The 25589-nt window shown below is 45.3% G+C and carries 20 protein-coding genes; 11 read left to right on the top strand and 9 right to left on the bottom strand.

All coding sequences use genetic code 11. The features are described 5' to 3' along the window. A complete protein-coding gene (locus L4C42_RS02650) occupies positions 1 to 1059 on the top strand; it encodes a 3-oxoacyl-ACP synthase III family protein (RefSeq protein WP_418642252.1) in 1059 nt (352 codons plus the stop codon). 70 nt (positions 1060 to 1129) lie between these two features. Here L4C42_RS02650 and L4C42_RS02645 read toward each other — a convergent pair whose 3' ends face one another. Next, a complete protein-coding gene (locus L4C42_RS02645; RefSeq protein ID WP_429759216.1) occupies positions 1130 to 1750 on the bottom strand; it encodes a TPR domain-containing protein in 621 nt (206 codons plus the stop codon). A gap of 134 nt (positions 1751 to 1884) precedes the next feature. Beyond that, a complete protein-coding gene (gene ppsR, locus L4C42_RS02640) occupies positions 1885 to 2718 on the bottom strand; it encodes a posphoenolpyruvate synthetase regulatory kinase/phosphorylase PpsR (RefSeq protein ID WP_418642254.1) in 834 nt (277 codons plus the stop codon). A gap of 154 nt (positions 2719 to 2872) precedes the next feature. Between ppsR and ppsA the strand changes: the two genes are divergently transcribed. Next, positions 2873 to 5260 (top strand): phosphoenolpyruvate synthase, encoded by a 2388-nt coding sequence (ppsA, locus tag L4C42_RS02635; RefSeq protein WP_418642255.1) that lies wholly within the window; start codon positions 2873 to 2875, stop codon positions 5258 to 5260. Positions 5261 to 5357: 97 nt separating this feature from the next. On the opposite strand, the gene L4C42_RS02630 is transcribed toward ppsA, so the two are convergent. Beyond that, positions 5358 to 6011, bottom strand: a complete 654-nt coding sequence (locus L4C42_RS02630; protein ID WP_353496085.1) for a thiopurine S-methyltransferase — start codon at positions 6009 to 6011, stop codon at positions 5358 to 5360. A gap of 231 nt (positions 6012 to 6242) precedes the next feature. On the opposite strand from L4C42_RS02630, the gene L4C42_RS02625 reads away from it, so the two are divergent. Further along, on the top strand, positions 6243 to 7019 hold the full coding sequence (locus L4C42_RS02625; protein WP_353496084.1) for a RelA/SpoT domain-containing protein: 777 nt from the start codon (positions 6243 to 6245) through the stop codon (positions 7017 to 7019). A gap of 105 nt (positions 7020 to 7124) precedes the next feature. On the opposite strand, the gene ihfA is transcribed toward L4C42_RS02625, so the two are convergent. The 5 genes from ihfA to L4C42_RS02600 form a co-directional block, all read right to left on the bottom strand. Then, a complete protein-coding gene (gene ihfA / locus L4C42_RS02620) occupies positions 7125 to 7418 on the bottom strand; it encodes an integration host factor subunit alpha (protein WP_006074250.1) in 294 nt (97 codons plus the stop codon). A gap of 467 nt (positions 7419 to 7885) precedes the next feature. Beyond that, positions 7886 to 10291, bottom strand: coding sequence for a phenylalanine--tRNA ligase subunit beta (gene pheT / locus L4C42_RS02615; protein WP_418642256.1), 2406 nt, complete (start codon positions 10289 to 10291; stop codon positions 7886 to 7888). Between the two features lie 18 nt (positions 10292 to 10309). Continuing rightward, a complete protein-coding gene (gene pheS, locus L4C42_RS02610; protein WP_112461716.1) occupies positions 10310 to 11293 on the bottom strand; it encodes a phenylalanine--tRNA ligase subunit alpha in 984 nt (327 codons plus the stop codon). A gap of 192 nt (positions 11294 to 11485) precedes the next feature. Continuing rightward, entirely contained in the window at positions 11486 to 12181 is a 696-nt protein-coding gene (locus tag L4C42_RS02605) for a class I SAM-dependent DNA methyltransferase (RefSeq protein WP_429759211.1), read from the bottom strand. A gap of 128 nt (positions 12182 to 12309) precedes the next feature. Beyond that, a complete protein-coding gene (locus L4C42_RS02600) occupies positions 12310 to 12783 on the bottom strand; it encodes a GNAT family N-acetyltransferase (RefSeq protein ID WP_418641428.1) in 474 nt (157 codons plus the stop codon). 150 nt (positions 12784 to 12933) lie between these two features. On the opposite strand from L4C42_RS02600, the gene L4C42_RS02595 reads away from it, so the two are divergent. From L4C42_RS02595 to L4C42_RS02560, 8 genes are all read left to right on the top strand, one after another. Continuing rightward, complete coding sequence (locus L4C42_RS02595; RefSeq protein ID WP_353496081.1) at positions 12934 to 13572, top strand: NAD(P)H-dependent oxidoreductase; 639 nt, start codon at positions 12934 to 12936, stop codon at positions 13570 to 13572. After that, on the top strand, positions 13569 to 15482 hold the full coding sequence (locus L4C42_RS02590) for a monovalent cation:proton antiporter-2 (CPA2) family protein (RefSeq protein ID WP_418641429.1): 1914 nt from the start codon (positions 13569 to 13571) through the stop codon (positions 15480 to 15482). Before L4C42_RS02595 ends, L4C42_RS02590 begins: the two co-directional genes overlap by 4 nt. 148 nt (positions 15483 to 15630) lie before the next feature. After that, positions 15631 to 16911: an MATE family efflux transporter gene (locus L4C42_RS02585; protein WP_418642282.1), complete on the top strand. Its 1281-nt coding sequence runs from the start codon at positions 15631 to 15633 to the stop codon at positions 16909 to 16911. A 94-nt stretch (positions 16912 to 17005) separates the two neighbouring features. Continuing rightward, positions 17006 to 17302 (top strand): ribosome hibernation-promoting factor, HPF/YfiA family, encoded by a 297-nt coding sequence (hpf, locus tag L4C42_RS02580; protein ID WP_353496079.1) that lies wholly within the window; start codon positions 17006 to 17008, stop codon positions 17300 to 17302. Positions 17303 to 17607: 305 nt separating this feature from the next. Beyond that, complete coding sequence (locus tag L4C42_RS02575) at positions 17608 to 17775, top strand: hypothetical protein (RefSeq protein WP_353496078.1); 168 nt, start codon at positions 17608 to 17610, stop codon at positions 17773 to 17775. Between the two features lie 31 nt (positions 17776 to 17806). Beyond that, complete coding sequence (locus tag L4C42_RS02570; protein ID WP_429759207.1) at positions 17807 to 19474, top strand: mechanosensitive ion channel family protein; 1668 nt, start codon at positions 17807 to 17809, stop codon at positions 19472 to 19474. 196 nt (positions 19475 to 19670) lie between these two features. After that, positions 19671 to 20879 (top strand): multidrug efflux MFS transporter EmrD, encoded by a 1209-nt coding sequence (gene emrD, locus L4C42_RS02565; protein WP_418641430.1) that lies wholly within the window; start codon positions 19671 to 19673, stop codon positions 20877 to 20879. A 226-nt stretch (positions 20880 to 21105) separates the two neighbouring features. Beyond that, the gene (locus tag L4C42_RS02560; protein WP_429759204.1) at positions 21106 to 23157 is read left to right on the top strand and encodes a diguanylate cyclase; all 2052 of its coding nucleotides are present in this window, start codon (positions 21106 to 21108) and stop codon (positions 23155 to 23157) included. 47 nt (positions 23158 to 23204) lie between these two features. On the opposite strand, the gene L4C42_RS02555 is transcribed toward L4C42_RS02560, so the two are convergent. Continuing rightward, positions 23205 to 25316, bottom strand: coding sequence for a methyl-accepting chemotaxis protein (locus L4C42_RS02555; RefSeq protein WP_429759202.1), 2112 nt, complete (start codon positions 25314 to 25316; stop codon positions 23205 to 23207). Positions 25317 to 25589 lie beyond the last annotated feature (273 nt).

Genomic DNA, 25589 nt, shown 5'->3' with positions numbered 1-25589 from the left:
ATGAGTGCAACGTTTCTGCCCGGTAGCGTATCACTGCTCGCCGCACACCATTTATTCCCAGAACAACATCTGAACAACGCACAACTGTTAGATGCGTTGGAAAGATTAGCAGGAAAACGCTACGCAAAAATCGCGTCTCGAATCGCACCATTTTTAGGTATTGAGGGACGCCATTTCTCGCGCAGCATCTATTCCCATACCAGCGCACCGACGCCAAGTAACTCTGATCTTGTGGTTAGTGTGGCGACACAACTGCTTGAACAATCGAACACTAGTTTAGACGCCGTCGACTACTTAATTGGCCACACCACGACACCGGACACTCAACTCCCCCCTAGCATCGCTTGGGTAGCAGAGAAGCTTCGCTATCACGGTCCTTTCATGGAGTTAAGACAAGCCTGTACTGGGTTTTCAAGCGGCTTACAAATCGCCATCCCACGAATGGCGATGCTAAACAAGCCTGTAATGATTGTCGGCAGTGAAACAGGGTCCGTGTACTTTGATTATCACCCAGAGTTTCTCGACCAATCACAGTTGGTCAATTACATGCAAATGGGTGATGGTGCCGGCGGGGTCATCATCGCTCCAGAAGACGTACCGGGAGTAGGTAAGATTTCAGACTGTTTTACAGGTCAAATTGGGGTTGAACAGTCACCGGGGTTATCGCTAGATGGCGGCTCAATGTCAGTATATACCCAAGACGGTAAAGCACGTTTTCACCATGATGCCAGCAACGTCAGAAAAAGCGGCGAAGCGTTATTTCAAGCCAGTATTCTAACTTTGAGAAGCCGTGGCTATGAGCTCAACGACTTTGACTACATCATTCCCCATCAAGCAAGCGGCCACATCGACACCATGCTGGCCGAAGCACTAGACATTGATCCAGCCAAGATCATTAACGACGCCAAACACTGGGGAAACCTAGGTTCTGCTGCTATTTGGTGCAGTTTTTCTAAACTCGTTAATAGCGGAGCGCTATCAAAAGGAAGCAAGGTGGTAATTCTCGGCGCCGAAGCAACCAAGTACATGTATGGTGGGTTTGTATATACGCACGCTTAGAAACGAAACCAACTTTATTAGCCGCTAGCGCCTTTAGCGGCTGTCGTTTATGGCCTTAAGTGATGAACTATCACATGCCTTTAGCTTGGTTAATTTTTTCAATAATCGCCGCTCTATCTATCCCCACTCTATTCGAATCTAAGATTTGAGTCCAAACGCGAATCGCCTCATCGTATTCTGCATTTAAAAAGTAGTCCGAAGCGATAAGTTGCAATGCCGTGTCATTGTCACTGTCGAGCTCTAGCGCTTTGTCTAGGTAACGCTGAATGTCAGGCGTTATCGTTTGTGAGGATTGATAGTAAAGCGCCGTAGCCAAAGCGGCATACTGCCCAGCATAAGGCATGCTAGAGAGGCGAATCGAGTAATTGAAACACGTTGCGGCGGAATCAAACTCCAGACTCTGCATATACAGCTGACCTAGCTTAAACCAAGACTCGGCATCGTTTGGAGATTCTGCTAGTGAATTTTGAAGATCAAGCATGACGCTTTGATGGTCTTGTACATTACTGAGAGGGGCTGGCTCTGGTAACGGTGTGCGAAACTGGCTCCATAGCAATAATGATATGCCAACAATGCTCGCACTCAACGCCGTGGAGTATCCAACTCTTTTTTTAAGTTCAGATACTTTGTTCAAACTCGCATAAGCGACAACAAAAACGACAGTGATGCTTAGCAACACGAAAATCAACATAGTAGGGCTGGGTTCTTATTCGAATGAGGTTAAGCACTATTGTAGCGGCTAGCCGCAAACAGCGCTGTGAGTCAGAGCGCTGTTTGAAGTCTTGTCATCGGTAACTTTTGGGGTTGGAAATGGGTCCTCTATTCCTAGAACACCCGGCGCTTCAATCCCGCTCGCTCTAATACCCGTGTTGAGATCTCCTCCACCGACAGTGACGTCGTATTGATATAAGGGATCGCTTCGCGTCTAAACAGCGCTTCTACACTCGCAAGTTCCTGCAAGCACTGTTCAGTACTAGCGTATTCACTGCCTGCTAAACGGTTTTCACGAATCTCAGTTAGGCGCTCTGGGTTGATAGTCAGGCCAAACAACTTATGACGGTGGATTTCAAACTCCGGCATTAGACGCAAGCGTTTAATATCGTCATCGATAAATGGATAGTTCACGACTCGCAAACCAAACTGCATAGCGAGATATAGGCTGGTTGGCGTTTTTCCACTGCGAGACACGCCGAGTAAAATTAGGTCGGCTTCCTCAAGGTTTTTGAGCGAGACGCCATCATCATGCGCAAGGGTATATTCAACCGCCGCGATACGATCAAAGTACTTCGCAGAATCTTTGCCAACACTGTGTGATCGCTGAAGTTTTGGCTTAGGTTCCAATTGTAAATCCGTTTTAACCTGAGCCACTAAACTTTCTAACACATCGTAACAAAACGCTTGTGACTCCAGTAATCCTGCACGAATTTCAGGCACAACAATGGAGAAAAAAACCAAAGGTTTTACTCCATTACGTTCATAGGATTGATTAATTTCCCTAATGAGTTCATCGAGCTTATGAGCGCTCTCTACAAAGGGAAATGTCTTTTCTTTGGCTTTGAATGGAAATTGACCGAGCACCACGTGCCCCAATGTCTCACAAGTAATCGCTGTACCGTCAGAAACGTAGAATACGTCACGACTTTGACCTAAAATATTCATTTTCTATTTAATTTTTCAAATTAATTTAAGTAGGATGCTTTACATAATATCGATAACAAACCCTAGCATTCAATCACGTTCCCCCACAGTTTGTAAAAATAGTTAAATATTTTTTCACTGAATACGTAATCGTTTGCTATATCCTACAGCTGCAATGTTTCTGGAGAAAGACATGCAAAACAACACCCTTTGGTTCAATGGTCTGTCAATGGACGATGTCGATAAGGTCGGCGGCAAAAATGCTTCGCTTGGCGAGATGGTATCTAATCTTGCTAACGCGGGTGTTTCCGTGCCAAACGGCTTTGCGACAACATCCCATGCCTTCAACCAATTCCTCGATTTCGAAGGATTGGATGAGCGCATTCACGGGCTATTAGACGAACTTGATGTTGATGATGTTGACGCACTGCGTAAGACAGGCGCGACCATCCGTCAATGGGTATTACAAGCCCCCTTCCCTGCTGATTTAGAGCAGGACATTCGAACTAACTATCTAGAACTCATTGAAGGCAATGAAGAGCTTTCTGTGGCAGTGCGCTCCTCCGCAACTGCTGAAGATCTTCCTGATGCCTCCTTTGCGGGTCAACAAGAAACCTTTTTGAACGTAAAAGGCATCGATGCGGTTCTAGAAGCTACTAAGCATGTCTACGCGTCTCTGTTCAATGACAGAGCGATTTCCTATCGTGTGCACCAAGGGTTTGACCATCGCGGTATCTCGCTATCTGCGGGCATTCAACGTATGGTTCGATCGGACAAAGCGTCTTCAGGCGTTATGTTTACTCTGGACACGGAATCTGGCTTCGACCAAGTGGTATTTATCACTTCGGCTTGGGGTCTAGGTGAGATGGTAGTACAAGGTGCCGTGAACCCAGACGAGTTCTATGTTCACAAGCCACTACTAGAACAAGGTCAAGCGCCTATCGTTAAGAAGACGTTTGGTTCTAAGCAAATCAAGATGGTTTACTCTGACAACCAAGAGATTGGCAAACAGGTAGATATCATTGATACGTCTGATGAGGAGCGCAACCAGTTCTCTCTAAACGACGAAGAAATCAAAGAGCTTGCGAAACAGGCGATGATCATCGAGAAGCACTATCAACGTCCAATGGACATTGAGTGGGCAAAAGATGGCATCGACGGCAAGCTGTACATTGTTCAGGCTCGTCCTGAAACCGTGTGCTCTCAAAGCGAACAAAACGTCATTGAACGCTTCCAACTGAACAACAAAGCAGATGTGTTGGTTGAAGGCCGTGCTATCGGTCAACGCATTGGTACTGGTAAAGTGCGTCTTGTTGATTCATTGGATCAAATGTCGCTTGTTCAAGAAGGTGACGTACTGGTTACTGATATGACTGACCCAGATTGGGAACCAGTAATGAAGAAAGCGGCGGCGATTGTTACCAATCGTGGCGGCCGTACTTGTCACGCAGCGATCATCGCTCGTGAACTTGGTATTCCAGCTATTGTAGGCTGTGGTAACGCAACCGACAGCTTGGAAGATGGCGCTGTTGTTACTGTGTCGTGTTCTGAAGGTGAAACGGGCTATGTGTATCAAGGTGAGTTAGACTTTGAGATCCGCCGCTCTGCTGTCGATGAACTGCCACTGTTACCAACGAAAGTGATGATGAACGTGGGTAACCCAGATCGTGCGTTCGACTTTGCTCAAATTCCTAACGAAGGTGTGGGTCTTGCACGTCTTGAGTTCATCATTAACAAGATGATTGGTATTCACCCGAAAGCGCTACTGAACTTTGACCAGCAGTCTCCGGAGCTGCAAGCCGAAATCACTCAGCGTATTCGTGGCTATAAAGATCCAATCGACTTCTATGTGAGCAAGCTTACTGAAGGTATTTCAACCATCGCTGCAGCATTCTGGCCTAAGCGTGTAATTGTTCGTATGTCGGACTTTAAATCAAACGAGTACAGTAACCTAGTGGGCGGTAAAGAGTTTGAACCACACGAGGAAAACCCAATGCTTGGTTTCCGTGGTGCGTCTCGTTACATCTCACCGGTGTTTGAAGACTGTTTTGAACTTGAAACGCAAGCGATTAAGCGCGTTCGTGATGAAATGGGTCTGAAAAACGTTGAAATTATGATCCCGTTTGTTCGTACGCCAAGCGAAGCGGCACAAGTTATCGACCTACTTGCTAAGTTCGACCTTCGTCGTGGTGAGCAAGGCCTTAAGGTCATCATGATGTGTGAACTGCCATCAAACGCCGTTCTTGCCGAAGAGTTCTTGAAGTACTTCGATGGATTCTCGATTGGCTCAAACGACATGACTCAGCTAACGCTTGGTCTTGACCGTGACTCTGGCGACGTAGCTCACCTATTTGATGAGCGTAACCCTGCTGTGAAAGCGATGCTGAAAATGGCGATAGACGCTGCAACCAAAGCCGGCAAATACGTTGGTATATGTGGTCAAGGACCATCGGATCACGATGATCTAGCAGAATGGCTGATGGAGCAAGGCATTAGCTCTGTATCACTTAACCCAGACACAGTGATCGATACATGGCTGAAGCTTGGTAACGTCGCTAAGTAACGACTGAATATCACCACTGTGGTAAAGAAAATGCCAGAGCACTCGCTCTGGCATTTTTATATTCATTTATTGGAATGACATCCCGTGTCCACTTTTATTAACCTTTATGGCTAATAAGCCAAGCTTCTTCTGCAAAACGAGTTAACCCTTGCTGAATTCGGCGGTGATTGCTGTCTGCATCATCACGCTCTAACAGGGTTACATCAAAGTCCTCTCCAAAATACTTTATCACTTCTGTGCTCGGAACGCTGTATGGTGGTCCAGTCATCTCACTTTGAACGTAATCCAACGTGATAAGAAGAATACGGCCGCCCGGTTTCAGCGTTTGTTTTAGCTTTTCAACGTAGAGCTCTCTCACCTCTTTAGGCATGGCAATCATCGCCGCGCGATCGTAAATCAACTCTACGGGCTGAATTGGCGCGGTAAAATAGTCACCGACATAAATGTTCAGCTCATCAAATTGATACAACTCAAACTGACCATTGATTGGAGTGACCATTGGCGTGTAAAAATGCTCTGAGAAAAATGAACGCACCGCGATTTGACTAAGCTCGACGCCTTGTACGTCATCGTGACGCTGCGCCAACCAAACTAGATCTTCTGACTTACCACAAAGGGGCACAAAGACCTTCTCGTCACGGCTTGGAGATATTCGCTCCCAATACTTAATAAGCAACGGGTTCACATCTTCCAAGTGAAAACCTATTTTGTTTGCAGCCCACTTATCGTGCCAAAGTTCAAAATCGTTCATTTATCGTTCATATTCGCTGTGGATAATGGTTAACGTAGAGTTTACAGAGTGCAGACAAAATGTCACACCTATTCACGTAGATTTTATTACGCGATAGGTATCACAGTTTACAAACTCTGTTACACAGTTTTTGTTGGGTTTTCCATAAGGAACCCCATATCATTGTTAGCAACACTCCTGCGCGTTAACGCCTTTTTTGTACCCGTTTTTATAACGTAACTAGGAGAGAGAATGAGCACGTTTCTTCGTACTGCAGCACTAATGCTATTGGTACTCAGCCGCGCACCTGCATTTGCGGCCACGCTTAATCAATCCGATTCCACCCCAACAAAAGGAAAGCAAGAGCAAAACGAAGTTTGTCCATCTGTATTCAAACACAGTCTTAGTGGCTTGTACGGTATTGATGCTGTTCAAGGCGCTGCCTTCCAACCCCATAACGATTTTGACATCTTGTACAGCAAAGCCCACCAGGCTCAACATGAGCTAGAAGCGCTTTGTAAAACCACCACCCTACTGACTGACACCGATGCGTACTTTGCAGGCGTAAAATCTGCTGAGCGAGCGAAAGTGAAGATTGACACCGAGCTCAACGGTCAGGTTAATCAGATCACAGACCTAGCTCGAGGCACTATCGTCGCCAAGGACGTAGAGAGCCTTGTAGGCGCTTATGAAGCGCTTAGCCGTGAAGCTCAGGTAGTAAGGGTTAAAAACCGCTTTAAAAGCCCAGCAGCGTCTGGATATCGTGACCTAAACATCTTGGTTAAATTACCTAAGACCGGAATTATCGCTGAAGTACAACTGCACCTTAAAGACATCGCAGATGTTAAGAGTGGACCTGAACACGATTTGTATGAAATTGTTCAGGGAATTGAGCGCAGAGCAGCCGCTGAAAACCGTGCTCTTAACGAGTTTGAGACAGCACAAATTGCCAGTCTGCGACGTCAGTCAATGGAGCTGTATCAAAACGCTTGGCAACCTTACATTACCACCAACATTCGAGCGGCCTAGGTCGCTCTATAAGGACAATGGCTTAGCATTCGATACCCTCTAACACCTAGCCCCTAAAACACAAAAAGACCACACTAGGTGGTCTTTTTGTTTAACAGTAGGACATTAATCCACTTTGATATTTTCGACTCGAGCCTTCAGTTTCTGACCCGGACGGAATGTCACTACGCGTCGAGCGGAAATGGGAATGTCTTCACCAGTTTTGGGGTTTCGACCCGGGCGTTCATTTTTGTCACGCAAGTCAAAATTACCAAAACCCGACAGTTTTACCTGTTCGCCACTTTCAAGTGATTTTCTAATTTCTTCGAAAAACACTTCTACCGTTTCCTTGGCATCCCTTTTACTGAATCCGAGTTTCTCAAATAGGTTCTCAGCCAGATCGGCTTTTGTGAGCGCCATAAAACTCCCCTCAAAGCTAATTCATACCTTGTTATCACAGTGATAACGCTTAAGATTTCGTTCGACCAATCAACAACATAACAGGCCAACTTTGAAAAGTGTAAGCCAACCTTCTGATTTTCGCCAACTTTTTTATTTCAGAACTATGTCAGGATTTTGCTTTAAGTTTTAGCAAGTTATCGTGTTTTTAGCATAATTTAGAGATATAGATTACCCAAAAACGATCGAGTAGAGTATTATTCTAAAAATTAAAACAAAAGCAGGTTTTAATAAAATTACAAACAAAATTGAAAATAGTGACCTTGATGCAGATGAGTTGTAATTTATTGTGTAAAAACAGAGAGTTGCAATATACATTCGATATGAAACTGGGTTTTTCTTCCCCATTATATCGAGGTATAAAAAAAGCGAGTTACTTTTCAGCAACTCGCTTTTTCAGGTAATTCACGTTGATACGCTAATCGCGATTAGTCACGCAGTGATGCACCAAATTTCTCAGAAATATGAGCAACAATTGCATCTACCGCACCTGCGATATCAGCATCTTCAAGCGTGCGCTCTAGAGACTGTAGAGTCAGAGCAATTGCTAGGCTCTTCTTGCCTTCTTCAACGCCCTTACCAACGTATACGTCGAATAGCTTCGCGTCTTTTAGGAACTCGCCCCCTTGCTCTAGGCAAGCAGCAACGATGTCACCAGAAGCTACCGCTTCATCAACAACAACGGCGATGTCACGACGGTTTGCAGGGAACTTAGAAAGCCCTGCCGCTTCTGGAATCACTTTCGTGTTGATCGCAGACCATTCAACTTCGAATACGATAGTACGACCGTTTAGACCGAACTTACGCTCTAGCTCTGGGTGAATAGTACCAATGACACCAACCTCTTTGCCATCTACAACGATTGCTGCAGATTGACCTGGGTGAAGTGCTGGATGTTTCGCCGCAGCAAATGAGTATGCTTTCTCGTTTGCAGACAGTTCTAGAATTGCTTCTAGGTCGCCTTTAAGGTCAAAGAAGTCAACCGTATTGGTTTCAATATCCCAATGCTCTTCGCTGCGAGTACCCGCAATCACACCAGCAAGCATAGGGTCTTGGCGCATGCCATTTTCAGCGCTCTCGCATGGAATGAAACGCAAACCGTATTCGAATAAACGAACGCGTGGTTGCTGACGCTTCTGGTTGTGAACAACCGTGTTTAGAAGACCTTGGATAAGACCAAGACGCATTGCTGACATGTCCGCAGAGATTGGGAATGGCAGAATCAGCGGCTCAACGTCTGGCACAACAAGCTTTTGCTGTTCTGGCTCAACGAAGCTGTATGTAATCGCTTCATGGTAGCCACGATCAACAAGTAGGTCACGTACGCGTTTAAGCGGAAGATTCGCTTCAACGTGGTTGTGCATCTTAAGTGTTGCGGCAGGGTGTTGATTTGGAATGTTGTCGTAACCGTAGATACGACCCACTTCTTCAATCAGGTCTTGTTCGATTGCGATGTCAAAACGCCATGTTGGTGCAACACCAGTCCAGCCAGTATCAGTCGTCGTTACTGTTAGACCTAAGCGTTCTAGGATCTCAACAACTTCAGCATCAGCGATGTGGTGACCAAGAAGTGAATCTAGCTTAGTACGGCGCAGTTCAACAGTGTTTGGCTTAGGAAGATCAGCGTCAGATTCAACAGCAACAACAGGTGCTACTTCACCGCCACAGATTTCAACCAGAAGCTCCGTTGCACGTTCCATTGCGCTTACTTGCAGTGCATAGTCCACACCACGCTCGAAGCGCATTGAAGAATCAGTGTGCAGACCGTAGCTACGAGCACGACCACGGATATGATCAGGTGCGAAGAACGCACACTCTAGAAGTACATCTTTGGTCTCAGTAGTTACACCAGACTTTTCACCACCAAAGATACCCGCGATAGCGAGTGCTTTGTTGTGGTCTGCAACAACCAGTGTATCTGCGTTTAGTTCAGCTTCAGTACCGTCTAGAAGAGTCAGTTTCTCGCCCTGCTCTGCCATACGAACAACGATGCCACCTTCAATCTTAGCAAGATCGAACGCGTGCATTGGCTGGCCTTGCTCTAGAAGTACATAGTTAGTAATGTCTACAACAGGGTCGATAGAGCGAATTCCACAACGACGCAATTTCTCTTGCATCCATAGTGGCGTTTCCGCTTGAACGTTCACGTTCTTAACGATACGACCTAGGTAACGTGGACACGCTTCCGTTGCTTTAACTTCAATAGAAGCTACATCAGCAATAGATGCTTCAACAGGGTTAACCGCTGGTGCTGTTACATCAGCACGGTTTAGAACGCCAACTTCACGAGCAAGACCACGGATGCTGAAACAGTCAGCGCGGTTTGCTGTTAGGTCTACGTCAACAGTCACGTCATCAAGACCTAGGAAGTCACGGAAATCAGTACCGATTACTGCGTCTTCAGCCAGTTCCATGATGCCGTCAGATTCAACATCGATACCTAGCTCAGTAAATGAGCACAGCATACCGTGTGAAGGTTGACCGCGTAGTTTTGCTTTCTTGATTTTGAAATCGCCCGGAAGAACAGCACCAACTGTTGCTACTGCTACTTTCAAACCTTCACGGCAGTTAGGCGCGCCACAAACGATGTCTAGCAGTTGCTTTTCGCCATTTTCGTCTTGGGCGCCAACATCAACTTTAGTTACGCGTAGTTTGTCTGCGTCTGGGTGCTGACCGCACTCAACCACTTTACCTACTTTAACGCCAGTGAAAGAACCAGCCACAGGTAGTACGTCGTCTACCTCTAGACCAGCCATTGTAATTTGGTGCGTAAGTTCGTCAGTAGATACTGAAGGGTTTACCCACTCACGAAGCCATGATTCGCTGAATTTCATTGTGATGAACCCTCTGGATTACTTGAACTGTTTTAGGAAACGTAGGTCGTTCTCGAAGAACGAACGTAGGTCATTTACGCCGTAACGAAGCATCGCTAGACGCTCGATACCGATGCCGAATGCAAAACCAGAGTATTTTTCAGGGTCGATGCCTACGCTGCGAAGTACATTTGGGTGCACCATGCCACAGCCTAAGATTTCTAACCATTTGCCGTCTTTACGCTTAACGTCCACTTCCATTGAAGGTTCAGTGAATGGGAAATATGACGGACGGTAACGAACTTCAAGATCTTCTTCGAAGAAGTTTGTTAGGAAGTCGTGCAGGATACCTTTCAGCTGTGCGAAGTTAACATTCTCGTCAACAAGCATGCCTTCCACTTGGTGGAACATCGGCGTGTGTGTTTGGTCGTAGTCGTTACGGTATACACGGCCAGGTGCGATGAAACGGAATGGTGGTTTGCCATTTTCCATCGTACGGATCTGTACACCAGACGTGTGGGTACGTAGCATCAGATCTGGATTGAAGAAAAAGGTGTCGTGGTCAGTACGAGCTGGGTGATCTTCTGCAATGTTCAGTGCATCAAAGTTATGAAATGCATCTTCAATTTCAGGACCAGACTCAGTGCTAAAGCCTAACTCACCAAAGAACTTTTCAATACGCTCAACAGTACGAGTAACTGGGTGTAAACCGCCGTTCTCGATACGACGACCTGGTAGGGTTACGTCGATAGTTTCTGCCGCTAGCTTCGCTTCAAGCTCTGCACGTTGTAGTGCATCTTTACGTGCCGCGATAGCTTGCTGAACCACGCCTTTTGCTTTGTTGATCTCTTGACCAGCACTGCGGCGCTCTTCTGGTGGTAGTTTACCTAGGCTTTGAAGTTGAGCCGTTAGCTCACCTTTCTTTCCTAGATACTGAACACGCACTTCGTCAAGTGCGACTAGCGAGTCTGCAGCGTCAATCGCTGTGCCCGCGTTAGCAATGATCTCTTCTAGATGTTGCATCGTTTCCTCGTCTACCGTCCGGTAGTATCCATAAGGGTGTTTTTTGATAGCTGTACATACTAATAAAACCCGCCGCTAATGCCAAATTGATTTGTAAATTGAACGGGTTATTGGGCAAAAAAAACACGTTTTTTGCCCTTTTGATGAAAAACTAGCAGGAAACGATGAGTAATCGCGGTTTTCTAGAGGCGATTATTTGGCTTGAGCTCGGATGAAGATGAAGTTTGGACGACGAGATAGTCGCTCAAATGTCTCAGGTGCCACCGCTTGCATCTCCGGTGCCGGTTTACCTTCAGAAAACTTATCTAAAATAAAACCAGTTTCAGATAAGCTATCAAATAAGTTAGTCAATGAACGTCTAAAAAACGAAACCTCCACTGGCTCACCGACGGTATCCCAGTGCTCAGTAATACGTTCTACATCAAAATAGTTATTGAAGGCATCATCTTCAAAATCAATGATCGGATGGTGAGTTGAAAACACAAAGGTTCCCCCCGTTTTCAGAACACGCTGAACTTCTGTAAACAAAGGTACCAAATCTTCTAAGTAATGAATCATCAGGGGGCAGACAACGATGTCGTACTGATCGCTGGATTCTTTGGGTAAGCCTTCTGTTAAATCTTGCGAATAACATGTGACAGCGTCACCCAGACGACGTTGAGTCAACTCTACCATTTCCTCTGATATATCAATCGCTGTGACAGTTGCGCCTTGCTTGACGAAGTGTTCCGCGTACACGCCTGGGCCACAGCCTAAGTCAAGCACCCGTTTATTGTTCACATCACCAACGAGCGCAAGCGTAGATGGGCGTTCATAGAGTGCATTATATGCATTGTTTTCAATCGCTTCGGCATATTTGTCCGCATGCTTGGTGTACATTTCACCCATCAGAGCCTCCTACTTTCATATTTATAAACTATGGCAATCGCGGGCAATTTCTGGATCCGCAATCAGAAGCAGATCTAACGGTAACTCATCATGTGTTAGTGATTTAACTTCAAACATTGAGTCCATTATCATCCAATCTCTTTTTCCATCAAAAAGTTTTTTAACCCTACACCACGAACATTTGCTTCATTTTCTCTAACGATATCAAACCCAAAATGAAGATAAAACGGCTTGGCCGTGATGCTTACAAAAGAGTAAAGCTTGGGTAAGGCCATCTCATTTGCCTTTTCATGAATGACATTCATCAAAGCACGGCCAACACCTTGCCCTTGAGATTTATGATGACAATAAAAATGATCAATAAGACCATCCGGCTGTACATCGCTGTAACCAAGGATACGTTCACCGTCAGTAGCGACAAATGGCTGCTTTAAATCAATATAGCGCTCAAACACCTCTATTTCCATGTCTAACGGAGCCCAGCAATCAACCTGCATCTTATTGTAATCTTTGCGATTTACAGTGCGAATTGTTTGTTGATAAAGTTTCAGTAGCCACCGAGCATCATGGGTTGTTGCTGGTCGGATAGTAATTTTGCTCAAAACAACTCCTTATCACCTAAACTGTCATGAATACATCCAGCCATTGATAGGTAAAAGTATTACCGTGGTCACTAGATGGTAACCAATTGAAAAATAGCTTGTTGTGTACTAAATATTAAGACTCATAGAAAACGTCAAGCGGAAGCTATTATGCCCGAAGATAACAAAAAAGTTCTTGTGCTTTACGCTCATCCTTCACAACGCCGATCTGAAGTCAACGCTCCCATGTTTCGAGACGCAACATCCGTCAAGGGCGTGACTGCAGTGGATCTCTATTACGAGTACCCTACGTACAACATCAACATTGATAAAGAGCAACAACGACTCATTGATCATGACATCATCATCTTCCAATTTCCTCTCTACTGGTATTCAACACCCTCTATTCTGAAAGAATGGCAAGACTTAGTCCTAGAATATGGATTTGCTTATGGTCAAGACGGTACTGCCCTGCATGGAAAGACATTTTTCTGTGCTATCTCCGCAGGCGGTAGAGCGGAAGCGTATCAAACTGACGGCTATAACCATTTCACAATCAGAGAGTTGCTCCAACCATTAGAACAGACTGCAACGTTGACGGGCATGATCTACCTTCCTCCATTTTGTCTGTTTGGCTCTCGTACGGCACAAGAAGAGCGACGCATACCAGAGCATCGGGAACGCTGGCGTGAGTTACTCACCCTACTCGTCGAAGATAAATTCGATATCCAACAAGCTATGCCAATGGAAAAACTCAATCACTATTGGCCTCAAGAGCAAACCGCTAAATCTGATGAGGGTACATCATGACCGAGTATTTTTTACAAGCATTCGTCTATTTGGTTGCCGCCGTCATTGCCGTACCTATTGCTAAACGACTTGGCCTTGGCTCTGTTCTCGGCTACTTGATTGCAGGCGTTGTCATAGGGCCGATTATCGGACTGGTTGGCGAAGAAACGACGACAATTCAACACTTTGCTGAATTTGGTGTCGTGATGATGCTATTTTTAGTTGGCCTTGAGTTAGAACCCAAAATGCTATGGGGGATGCGCCACAAGCTTATTGGCCTAGGAGGCATTCAAGTGGGTGGTACGGCCGCTGCTGTCATGGGTATTGCATTGGCACTTGGACAAACATGGAGTGTTTCATTAACCATTGGTCTTATTTTTGCGCTCTCTTCCACCGCTATTGTGCTGCAAACCTTTAATGAAAAGGGGTTAGCAAAAACGGAAGGCGGCCAAAGCTCATTTTCTGTGTTGCTGTTCCAAGACATTGCCGTCATTCCAATGCTCGCCTTCATTCCACTTTTAGCTATCCCGGAGTTGGTTGAGCAAGCCCAAAATGCAGTTGATCAAGCCGCAGAACATCATGAGCAGATTAGTTTGGTCGCAGGCTTGCCCGGCTGGGTCTATGGCCTAGTGATTACTGCGTCTATCGCCGTGGTTGTGGTTGGTGGGCACTTCTTAAGTCGGCCGCTATTCCGCTTTGTTGCGTCTTCAGGTCTTAGAGAGATCTTTACCGCTACAGCGTTAATGTTAGTGATTGGGATTGCCGCATTAATGAGCTTAGTGGGGCTATCTCCTGCTCTGGGTACGTTCCTTGCGGGTGTTGTTCTAGCAAACAGTGAGTTCAGGCACGAGCTTGAGTCTAATATCGACCCATTTAAAGGATTATTGTTGGGGCTTTTCTTCATCACTGTTGGTGCAGGCATCAGCTTCGAAATATTGTTTAACGACTTCTTTGTTATCATTGGTTTAACTCTCGGTGTCATGATGTTGAAAGCAGCAGTGCTCTACATTCTGGCCATGATATTCAAAATACAAAACAGCGCTCGCTGGTTATTTACATTAAGTTTGGCGCAGGCGGGGGAGTTTGGTTTTGTACTATTGAGCTTCTCGGTTCAAAACCATGTATTGCCAAATGACATTGCACAAACGCTTTCGCTGGTCGTCGCGCTCTCCATGTTCCTAACACCTGGCCTATTTATCTTATTTGACAAAGTCATCTTACCCCGCTTTGAGAAAGAGAGTAACGATAGAGAAGCAGACACCGTTGACGAACGTGGTAGCGTGCTAATTGCGGGTATGGGTCGCTTCGGACAAATCGTTAACCGACTGCTGGTCGCCAATCATGTAAGGACGGTGGCATTAGATGTCCGAGCTGACCAGGTGGATAACATGCGCCAAATTGGTACCAAAGCCTTCTTTGGTGATGCCTCCAAACCTGACATTCTTCATACCGCGGGGATCGAGGAAGTAAAACTGCTCGTCGTCGCCATTGACAATCAAGAAGCCAGTATCGAGCTTGTAAAGTATGTTAAACATACGTACCCTCACGTGAAAATTCTCGCAAGAGCATTCGACCGTGGACATGGCTACCAGCTCAGACAAGCTGGTGCGGACTACATTGAATCAGAAACCTATCATTCGGCACTAGAGCTTGGTGCTAAAACGATGAATTGTTTAGGCTTCCATCCTTTCTTTGTGGAACAACAAAAGACCACTTACAAAGTTATTGAAGACAAGCAATCAGACCGTCTCTATGAAGGTTGGAAAGGTGGCGCTGAGGGTGAGCGCTTTGATAATAACTACCGTGATCTATTTATAGAACTAGAGGGTTTTATTAAGGACGCGATGCAAATTGATCGCAACGACAAACACTCTCGTGAGCGTGGCTGGACACCACCTCCAAAAGGCTACGCCGACAAGTTTGAAGAATAGTAATTAAAGGTCTGTTCAATACAAAGACGGGCACACTGCCCGTCTTTGTTGTTTTATTTGCCCTACCCTTTACTAGCAGCATTAGAAACAAAACAAAGAGAACAACGTGGATAAAGATTCAAAACAGCTAGCTAAACAACTGTTTAATATGACATTACCTATGGTACTAGGTGTCCTATCACTCATGAGCTTTCAACTGGTAGACAGTGCATTTATTGGCCAGCTAGGTGTACTGCCACTCGCGGCACAAGGTTTTACCCTGCCGATGCAAATGGTGATCATTGGTATACAGGTGGGTCTTGGCATTGCAACGACAGCCATCATTTCCAGAGCACTTGGCGGGAACAATGATGAATACGCAAAGCAGTTAGGTGGGTTGATATTGGTGTTTGGCAGTGCTGGCGTGGCAATCATCGGCGTGCTGATCTGGTTTATCCGCCACCCAATTCTTGCCCTGTTAAGCGCCCCTGAAAGCGTTTATCCGGTCATTGATAGCTATTGGCCATATTGGCTATTGAGCTCATGGGTAGGTGCGGTACTTTACTTTTACTACAGTGTCTGCCGCGCCAACGGCAATACTGTGTTGCCGGGAATGATGATGGTCATTACCAGCATTATCAACCTTGCGCTTGACCCTCTATTTATTTTTACTTTTGACATGGGCATCAACGGTGCTGCCATTGCAACTATCGTTGCCTTTGGTATTGGCATTGCAGTCGTCGCCCCGAAAGTAGTGTCAAAAAACTGGGCATCATTTAATTGGTCTAATGTGGATATCGGCGAGAGTTTGCGCTCGATTTGGAAAATCATGGCACCCGCCATGGTCAGCCAACTACTACCACCGCTATCCTCTATGCTGGCAACAAAGTTGCTCGCGACTTTCGGCACTGCAGCCGTTGCAGCTTGGGCTCTTGGCTCACGTTACGAGTTTTTTGCCATTGTGACCGTGCTTGCCTTAACCATGTCGATGCCGCCTATGGTGGGCAAACTGCTTGGCGCAAAAAATCTCGAGGACATCAAAAAGCTGGTTAACATCGCCGTAGGCTACATTTTAGGATTTCAGTTGTTAGTCGCCGTCATTACTTGGCTATTTGCCACTCAGCTTTCCTCTCTCATGACCAGTGAAGACTATGTCTTTCAGATCTTGAACTATCACCTGATATTAGTGCCATTTAGTTTAGGCCCACTTGGCGTATGTATGCTTATGGTGTCTATCTCAAATGCTCTAGGCAAAGCCAAAACCGCTCTAACCATTTCGACTCTTCGATTGTTTGCATTTTTCTTGCCTTGTTTGTGGCTCGGTGCACAGTTTGGGGGAATTCAAGGGCTCTTTTATGGTGCGCTAATTGGCAACGTTCTAGCAGGAATAAGTGCTTGGTTCACATACAGTTATTCGGTTAAGCAGCTAGAGAAAACACTGTCTCAGTAACCCCTTGCACTCAAAGTGGTAACGGTAACGACTTTGTCAAACGCCCTCTCCTTTGCTAGGTTTAAAATACGTAGTGAAAGGAGAGGTGCAATTAATGAAAATAAACATTCAGACCCATCACGTATCGATCGGCGACGACTCAAGAGAAGAAATAGAAAGCAAGTTCGAAAAAATTGCGGATCACTTCCCACAGCTCATTAGTAGCGACATCATCATTAGAAAAGAGCATGACCAACATGAGGTGGAAGTATTCACCAACTATGAAGGCGTACGAGTCTCAGCCAAAGCCACCCACGACATCATGTACCCCGCTATCGCGGCATCGTTAAAAAAATTGGAAGCAGGACTTCGCACCCGCAAGGGTCAGCTTAAATCGGACATCCACTCTTAAATAAATTACCACGACATCATTGACGTGGTTTCTGCCTAACCAAGATTCCAAAGCCGACAAAATGTCGGCTTTTTTTGGTACTAAACCTTCCTACTGAAATCCAAGCTTAGTACTTAATCAGACAATTCCCGTTAACATTCTCTTACTCTGATATTGAGCAATAAAATACCTGCTTTATTGCCTTAACTATCGCTCGTCATTTCCCGCTCAGATAGTCTTTTCGGCTTTTCAAAGCCTGTGGCACAAAATGGCAACTTTACAATTTATATCTCGCTACTATGTGCTCCAGACAACGTGGAGCAGACATGATGACCTATAGAGAATTTCAACATACCGACGCATACAAACTTATGGTGGGCACGGGTGACCTGATCACTTCCATCGCCAACTTTAGCTTTACAGTAATCAAAGCCGTAGCCCAAGCCGGTTATTGGATTGCACGAAAAACTTACTTATGGATCGCCCAGCGATAAATCTGAAACTTATTAACTTCTGAGAAAGCGAATGAAAAGCAAACTAACCCTTGTTTTAGCATTGGTAATTGGAACTGCCCTACCCATTACGACTTTGGCTTCGGATAGCGTATCGTCAACCAACCAGACTTTAATGTCTCAGTCTGAAGCACTTATTCTCGACGTTGAACGTCTCAGTAACTACGCTGAGCTGAATCGATTTGAAGAGAGCATCGTCGATCGCAAGAACGATACCCTTCGACAATCATTGTCCGAGCGCTTAGTGAACAGCAAAGATGCGGAAACTAACAAACAAATTGTCGCTAGCCAGATAACGTTAATGCAAAACCTTCTTGCAGTAAATGAACAAGACCTAGAGCGACTCTTGAAAGAGTCAAAAAAGGCCATAGATGCAGCTAAAGACGAAGTTCAGTTCGCAATGCAAAAACGCATTACGACAATGGACGAATACTATGCGGATCTGTCCACGACTCTAAAATGGGCGTCTGACTTAGGGATAGATACAACTGAAGCACGCAACACATTGGAGCGTGATTTAAAAAAGCGTGCGGATTTTCTCTATAATTCTGTTTTGTATCTAGACAGTCAGTTAAGTGATGTTAATGACAGGCTGGCTTATCTTCCGGAAGAAGAAAAAGCCTCCCTGCAAAAAGATGCGATTCGAATTACAGGTCAAATCAACCTATTGATCTTAAGCCTAGAATCAAGCATTACTTTACTTGAGCAGTATGGTGTTGACACAACCGATTACAAGCAACTGCTGTTTACGATTACCGGAGATATTAGCACTGATATTCTTGATGTCAGCGTGATGATGGGGCTACTCACAGAGTGGCTGGGCGCTTTCAAAGACTGGGCAATGGAACACACTCCGTCACTTATCGTGAAGATCTTTGTCTTTGGTATCATCCTATGGTTATCGCGCTCATTCGCAAAAATTGTCGGTAAAGCAGTACGCAAGAGTGTTAGTCACTCAACCATGAAATTCAGTGTACTGATGCAAGACTTCTTTGTCTCGATGGCACAAAAAGGCGTCACAACCCTTGGTCTGCTTATCGCATTATCACAATTAGGGATAGAGCTCGGCCCGCTACTGACTGGTTTCGGTGTCGCAGGTGTGATCATCGGTTTTGCTCTACAAGATACATTATCTAACTTTGCATCAGGCATGATGATTCTTATCTATCGTCCTTTTGATGTGGGTGACCTTGTTAAAGTGGCTGGGATTTCAGGCACGGTGAATCATATGAGCCTGGTTTCTACCACAATAAGAACCGTTGATAACCAGCGCTTGGTGATCCCAAACAACAAGATTTGGGGTGACACCATTAACAACATTACGGCTGAGAAAACTCGACGTGTAGACATGACGTTTGGTATTGGTTATGGCGATGACATAGACAAGGCAAAACAGGTATTTTCTGACATTCTTGCGGCGCACCCAAAAGTGCTTAAATCACCAGAGCCGATAATCTATGTTCATACCTTAAACGAGAGTTCTGTGGATTTCATTGTAAGGCCATGGGTGAGAACAGAACACTACTGGGACGTTTATTGGGACGTTACTGAAGACGTGAAGAAACAGCTCGATAGTAACGGCATCAGTATTCCATTCCCACAACGCGATGTTCACGTATATCAGCATGCTGCAACATCAGAAGCCGACTTATTGGCTGTTGCTCAAGCCACAGCAAAATAACCAACCCGCGAGTATCCAAGCCCGCGGACACTCGCATTATTTTTTCTAATCAATAGATGAAATATTTATCGTGATTAACATCACGCTTTGTTATTGATGAAAGCCCAAACTGACACTAATATCTGCGCCCTAACACTGACAGGGCAAATCCTAGGCAGGTTTCATCACTCCCTATTGTTTACGAGATATTTGAGAAATGTCATCCAAATTTCCATTAGCAAAGCTGACCTTTTTGATCGCTATTCTGACCGCCGTAGGTCAAATGACTCAAACCATGTATGTCCCATCTATTGGGCAAATGGCGCAAGAGTTTCGCGTTAACCCCGCCATGCTACAAGCTGTAATGGCGTGTTATTTGATCCCTTACGGTTTATCCCAGTTCGTATATGGTCCTGTATCAGATAAATTAGGTCGTAAGCCTATCATTCTAGTTGGATTGGCTATCTACCTTGTCGGTGCTGTTATTAGTCTGTTCGCTCACTCATTCGAGCTATTTTTGTTGGGCAGCTTCATTCAAGGCGCTGGCATCGGTAGCGGCGGAGCGATGTCTCGTACACTCTCTCGTGACTGTTTCTCCGGGGAAGAACTGCACCGCGCAAACAGCATCATTAGTATGTGCGTGATTTTTTCACCACTGCTTGCACCCGTGCTTGGTGGCGTGTTTACAGAAACACTGGGCTGGCGCTCAAGCTACCTGTTCTTAACTTTGTTTGCCGTTGCCGTGGTGATTGTAATGGCATCGAAGCTGATGGAAACGCTACCTCAAGAACTTAGAAGTAAAAGCTCAGCAATGGACAACTACCGCTTTGTGCTGGCCGATCGTCGCTTTCAAGGTTACGTGATTTGTCTTGTAGCGACTTTCGCTGGAGTTGCTGTATTCGAAGCAGCGGCCGGCGTACTGTTTGGTGGTGTACTTAAACTATCCGCGCTGACTGTTAGCATTCTGTTTGTAATGCCAATCCCAGGCTATTTGCTGGGTGCTGGTTTCTCCTCCATGCTGGCCAGACGTTACGGAACACAAGCAGCATTCAAGTTTGGCTTGGCTGCTATTGTACTTGGCTCTGTGGTGGTGTTACTTCCAGGTCTACAAGGCGCAACCGACGCTTGGACACTGACATTTGGATCCACAGTCTATTTTCTAGGTGCTGGTGTCTTATTCCCAGCGGCGACAACAGGCGCGTTAACGCCATTCCCAAATCATGCGGGTACAGGTGGCGCAGTATTGGGTGGCATGCAGAACCTTGGAGCTGGACTTGCCACACTTGGGGCCTCAGTTATCCCTGCTAGCAGCCAACTTCCGCTCGGGGTAATTATGCTTATCATGGCACTGTTGGCGATGTGGGGACTTCATATTGCTAATCGTGATCGAGGTCATGACAACAGCAATGATGCCGTCATGGTCTAAAACAATCATTGACAGAATTACCTCACAAGGCGACGTTTCACGTCGCCTTTTTGCCGCAAAAAATTAGACTCAACTCGACATATCATTGCGTTTCAATACCATTTCTAGACTTCTATTTTGTTTTCAGTTGGTTAACATTGCAATATGGCATACAGCGGCTAGAATAGTGACTTACCTCTACCCAAAAATGCCATGGAAGGAGTCACTGGAGTTGAGAGTTCGCTGTATGCATCACCTTGTTGTCATTGTTTTCTCTACTGCTCTAGTCGTCATTAATGCCTTTCCAAGCGCACATGCCGCCAGCACGGAAAATAAAACCTTTCTAGTCTCCGCCCACGAGCGGGACTTCTTAGCGAGATTTATTTTTTCGACCATTGAGAGTCAATCAAACTTTCATTTTAAATATGTTGCGGTATCAGATTTTACTGAGCGACTAAATGCTGTTGAAAATCGCAAACTCGATTTTATCTCTAACATCACTTTTACTAAAGCTCGCTCCAAGCGATTTATTTTTTCGCCGCCGATCAATATAGAACCCACCTATTTGTTTACCCAATCAGGGCAAAGCTTTGACGAGCTGTCTGTGATTGGCACCACAATGGGGACAGCGTTTAACGATATTATTCAACGCTACTACCCCGAAAAACGGGTCTTAAGCTTTAACGACAATGACGTGGTGTTTGAAAGCATGCGCAGCGGAGATATCGATGGCTTCATTGGTACATTTTTGCAGCTAGAATGGTTTTTGAATGCTGGATTTAAAGCGGCTCTAATTAATGATAGAGTCTCAATACCGCCAGTTTCTATCATTACGAATAAACCAGAAAATGCACCGCTACTAGCGAAGTTCAGTCAAATAATCTCACAAGATACTGTTCAGAAGCAGATACGCAGCTATATCGAAAGCTACATCACCAACATAGCAATCAAACAGCTTAAAAGTGACATTGAATCTTCAGGCCTAGACCTGAGTGCACCGCTTGAGGTTCATCTAAATCACAGAAAGCCCTATGTCTATCAATCCCAAGATGGCCGTGTTCAAGGTGTTGCCGTTGAATTAGTTAAAGAAGTTTGTCGTCTTGGTTCATTACAATGTGAGCTTGTATATGAGCCAAACAAAGCCTGGGCGGCGTCACTGCAAAAACTAATGCTTGCCGAACACGACGTAATGACCCCTATTGCCGATCTCAAGCATCGTAAAAAACATATGATATTCAGTCGGCCTTTTGCTTCCATCGATGGAGTGATTGCAAAACGTGTTGGGTTTAAAGAAGAAGTCTATAGACATATCTCTGAGCTTTTTGCTGAGCGCGTAGGTGTTGTAGAAAATGATGTTTTTGCCACCATCACCAGACGATTGCTACCAAATAAAGAACTGGTTTATTTCAAAGACACCGAAGCTATGGTGCGAGGTCTAATTGCCGGTACCATTGACTACGCCGTCACTAACCGCGTCACACTCAATACCCTACTCTACGAGCAAGTTCTGTCAGAAATTACCGAAGACCACTACTTCAAACCCTTTTATCAGTCTCAGCTTAGTTTTGGTTTTCCGAAATCAGAGCGTGGTGAAACTCTGGCAAAATTGTTCAACCGTACGTTGGACTTTGTCGATACAGAAGCGATTCACCAGAAATATCAACCACCAGCAAACTGGCGAGAGCTCAATAAAAAAGAGCTAGATAAAAAGCGGCTGAATATAATCAATGTTCTGCTTGGATTGTTTATTTTAGTGACCATCGTGTTTGGCTATCTCACCAACCATAGAGCAAACCACGACGCCCTAACTAAGCTAAAGAATCGCTATGCTTTGAACCGTATTCGTAAACAATCATTGGGCAAAGGAAACGGACTTATTTATATTGACCTTAATGGGTTCAAACAAATAAACGACACTTACGGCCATACTGTCGGCGACCAAGTGCTTAGATGCTACGCCAAGCTACTGCGCCAAACGGTCAAAGGGACGAGCTATCGAATTGGTGGTGATGAGTTTGTTGCTATTACGTCTCTGAATAGAGATAAATTGTCGGAATTGCTACCACGATTAGAGAGTTTTGATTTTAAACTTCGTGGCCAAGATGAAACACTGCAGCTTCACGCAGCGGTAGGCGTGTTCTTACCAGACAGCAGCGAGCTAAGTATTAAGCAGCTACTCATCTATACTGACTTTGCCATGTATGAAGCGAAGAGAAACCAGGATCTTCGAAGTGTTATCGTAGACAAGGCTAAGTTGGCGGAGCTAATAGAAGCTAATGGTATTAATAAAGCGGCTTAAAGAGCGTTAAAACAGAAAGGAGGCTTGCACCTCCTTTGTTGTGGTAACTACACTTCAAATCGGCCAACCAATTGATCTAGCCTTGAGATGGAGTTTTGCATAAGTGATGTACGACGCGCCAACTGCTTAGACTGATATTGCAGTGAACTTGTCGACTCAGCAGCATGCTCCGCCGTCTGCGAGTTGGTGTTACTCATCTCCGCAAGCCCAGTGATTGCAGCAAACAACGAGTTCACAGATTGTTGTAGCTGTTCATTTTGCTTCGATGTATCCGCTAAATACGCATTGCTTTCAACATTTTCAATTCCCGCTCGCATGGTATTCACCGCCTTTTCAGACTGAAGCCTTAATTGCTCCATCAAATCACCAATATCCTTCGCTGCCGCAGCCGTTCTGTCTGCCAACGTTCGCACCTCATCTGCGACCACAGAAAAGCCTCTACCGTGCTCACCTGCCCTCGCCGCTTCAATGGCCGCATTCAGCGCGAGTAAATTGGTCTGTGCAGTAATGTCTGTTATCAATGTGACGATGTCACTTATCTTTTCCATTTCATTATTCACGTCATTTACACTGGTAGACGAGGATTGAACAATATCTTTAATGTTATCGGCGCTACTACGAGCCGTTTCATACTCCTGATGCGCACGTTCAACAGACTCCGTCATCAACACATGCATTTCTCTCGCATTATCATTAGCAGAACGGATTTCTTCAACTTGCTGCTCGGAAAGATCAATAAGCTGAGAGATGGATCCAGACGTATCCTCACTGGACTTGGACAATCGCTGACTACAACGAAACATAGATTCAGAGACATTGTTCACTTCACGACTCGCAAACACCAACTCTGATACAACTGTTTCTAAGTTATCAATGAAGCTGTTTGTCCACCTGCCTAAATCCCCTGTCTCGTCCGCTTTAAACTTGGAGGCATCAAGCCGCTGCTTTAGATTTCCATCTCCTTCGGCCAATACTTTCATCACACCTGTCATCTGTTCAAGGCTTCGCGACAAAGGTTTCGCTGTCCGTGATCGAAACAGTAGCGTTAATGCACCAGCACTTAGCAGTGATATGCCCGCACTCGAATACGGATCCCAACCCAAAAAGTGCTGAAGCGCCACTGGCAATAGTGTGACCAACATGGCTGAAGCCATAAAGCGACGAGTTAAGCGCCCCACCAGCGACCGATGGCGGTGCACTTCTTCCAAATCCGACTCACACATCATGCCCCATCGATCAATGGAGCCAGGCAACTGAAATGTCACGCCCTTACCAATCACCGGAATATGGCGATAGTCCGAGTATCCAGGATAATCAACATATACATTGCTGCCATTTTTGATCGTTTCGCGCACACCCGGGTGGAGTTGATTGGTCGCGGGATCATTAAACACCACTTCAAATTCGGTGTGATGACGAATTTGCACCGTTCCCCAATCCGTTTGAACCCCTTGCTTTAAGTTCTCTCCATGGGAAAAGGTATTATCTTCAAATCTAGAACGCGACAGTGCAACACCTTGTGTGATGGTTGGATCGAACTTCGACTCAACCATAAATAAGTAGTTATCCCCTGACTCACTATAGATATGCCCCGCCTCTCGCTGTATCAAATCTCCTAGTACATCATTTGGCACACGCCCGCAGAGCACTGGAGAGTTGGGTTGACTCGCATCAAGGGGTTGATAGAACATCAGGGTAACAACATCATGAAACTTGGATGATGACGCCCCTATCGTTAGCGTTCTCTGGTCAACGTAAGGGCCATGTAAAAATGGCCTCACTTGACCCAGTTCTAATGCTTTCGGAGCGGTAAGTTTTTGTCCATTATGCTCACGATAACTTGAGCAGGTCGTTACACCGGTGCTATCAACCAAAAAAAGCTCTGTGAAGTCTTTGCTGCGTTTAAGCAATAAATCGAGCGCCTCAGCTTGTTCATCTTGCGTCTTCGAGGAGAGATAGAAAGCGGCATCTTCTAAGAACCGCCATTGATTAAGCGTCCATGTTTCTAAGAGCTTCACCCGAGTTTGAGCAATGCTCTCGAACGTTTGCTCAAGCTCATTAATGCGACTGCGATTGGCAAAACAAGCCAGACGCATCGCGATTTTCCCCGTGCTCCCAAACCATGGTAGCCAGCGTTTTTCTGTTGTTGTTAAGTTCATGTTCAATCCCTTGAATCTAGTTTATTGATAATAAAGCAATTTATATACCCGTATTCTGTAGGGTTTAAACACTCGCAATTACAGGGAATGGGAAAATGAAAACAGTCCTCATCGCACCAAATGGCTTTGATTAGCACCAAGTCTGTGCATTACTAGCACCAAATGAGTGAATTGCCTTTTCGAGGGGCAAGACATATCTACTAACAATAAAGTTGCCAAGTTAACACTATGATCTTGATAACAAATAGCCCATTTCCGGACGTAAATAGTACA

Source organism: Vibrio wakamikoensis (genome assembly GCF_050337275.1).
Taxonomy (GTDB): domain Bacteria; phylum Pseudomonadota; class Gammaproteobacteria; order Enterobacterales; family Vibrionaceae; genus Vibrio; species Vibrio chaetopteri.
The sequence above is the reverse complement of the archived record's forward strand: the minus strand, read 5'-3'. Positions and strand labels throughout refer to the sequence as shown.

Excerpts from the sequence above, each read along its gene's own strand:
- pheS (WP_112461716.1), bottom strand. The coding sequence starts at position 11,293 with ATGCAACATCTAGAAGAGATCATTGCTAACGCGGGCACAGCGATTGAC.
- ihfA (WP_006074250.1), bottom strand. The coding sequence starts at position 7,418 with ATGGCGCTCACAAAAGCCGATCTGGCTGAGAACCTATTTGAGAAACTC.
- L4C42_RS02585 (WP_418642282.1), top strand. The coding sequence starts at position 15,631 with ATGACATTACCTATGGTACTAGGTGTCCTATCACTCATGAGCTTTCAA.
- emrD (WP_418641430.1), top strand. The coding sequence starts at position 19,671 with ATGTCATCCAAATTTCCATTAGCAAAGCTGACCTTTTTGATCGCTATT.
- pheT (WP_418642256.1), bottom strand. The coding sequence starts at position 10,291 with ATGAAATTCAGCGAATCATGGCTTCGTGAGTGGGTAAACCCTTCAGTA.
- L4C42_RS02570 (WP_429759207.1), top strand. The coding sequence starts at position 17,807 with ATGAAAAGCAAACTAACCCTTGTTTTAGCATTGGTAATTGGAACTGCC.
- hpf (WP_353496079.1), top strand. The coding sequence starts at position 17,006 with ATGAAAATAAACATTCAGACCCATCACGTATCGATCGGCGACGACTCA.
- L4C42_RS02645 (WP_429759216.1), bottom strand. The coding sequence starts at position 1,750 with ATGTTGATTTTCGTGTTGCTAAGCATCACTGTCGTTTTTGTTGTCGCT.
- L4C42_RS02630 (WP_353496085.1), bottom strand. The coding sequence starts at position 6,011 with ATGAACGATTTTGAACTTTGGCACGATAAGTGGGCTGCAAACAAAATA.
- ppsR (WP_418642254.1), bottom strand. The coding sequence starts at position 2,718 with ATGAATATTTTAGGTCAAAGTCGTGACGTATTCTACGTTTCTGACGGT.
- ppsA (WP_418642255.1), top strand. The coding sequence starts at position 2,873 with ATGTTTCTGGAGAAAGACATGCAAAACAACACCCTTTGGTTCAATGGT.
- L4C42_RS02605 (WP_429759211.1), bottom strand. The coding sequence starts at position 12,181 with ATGGGTGAAATGTACACCAAGCATGCGGACAAATATGCCGAAGCGATT.
- L4C42_RS02590 (WP_418641429.1), top strand. The coding sequence starts at position 13,569 with ATGACCGAGTATTTTTTACAAGCATTCGTCTATTTGGTTGCCGCCGTC.
- L4C42_RS02555 (WP_429759202.1), bottom strand. The coding sequence starts at position 25,316 with ATGAACTTAACAACAACAGAAAAACGCTGGCTACCATGGTTTGGGAGC.
- L4C42_RS02625 (WP_353496084.1), top strand. The coding sequence starts at position 6,243 with ATGAGCACGTTTCTTCGTACTGCAGCACTAATGCTATTGGTACTCAGC.
- L4C42_RS02650 (WP_418642252.1), top strand. The coding sequence starts at position 1 with ATGAGTGCAACGTTTCTGCCCGGTAGCGTATCACTGCTCGCCGCACAC.
- L4C42_RS02560 (WP_429759204.1), top strand. The coding sequence starts at position 21,106 with ATGCATCACCTTGTTGTCATTGTTTTCTCTACTGCTCTAGTCGTCATT.
- L4C42_RS02575 (WP_353496078.1), top strand. The coding sequence starts at position 17,608 with ATGATGACCTATAGAGAATTTCAACATACCGACGCATACAAACTTATG.
- L4C42_RS02595 (WP_353496081.1), top strand. The coding sequence starts at position 12,934 with ATGCCCGAAGATAACAAAAAAGTTCTTGTGCTTTACGCTCATCCTTCA.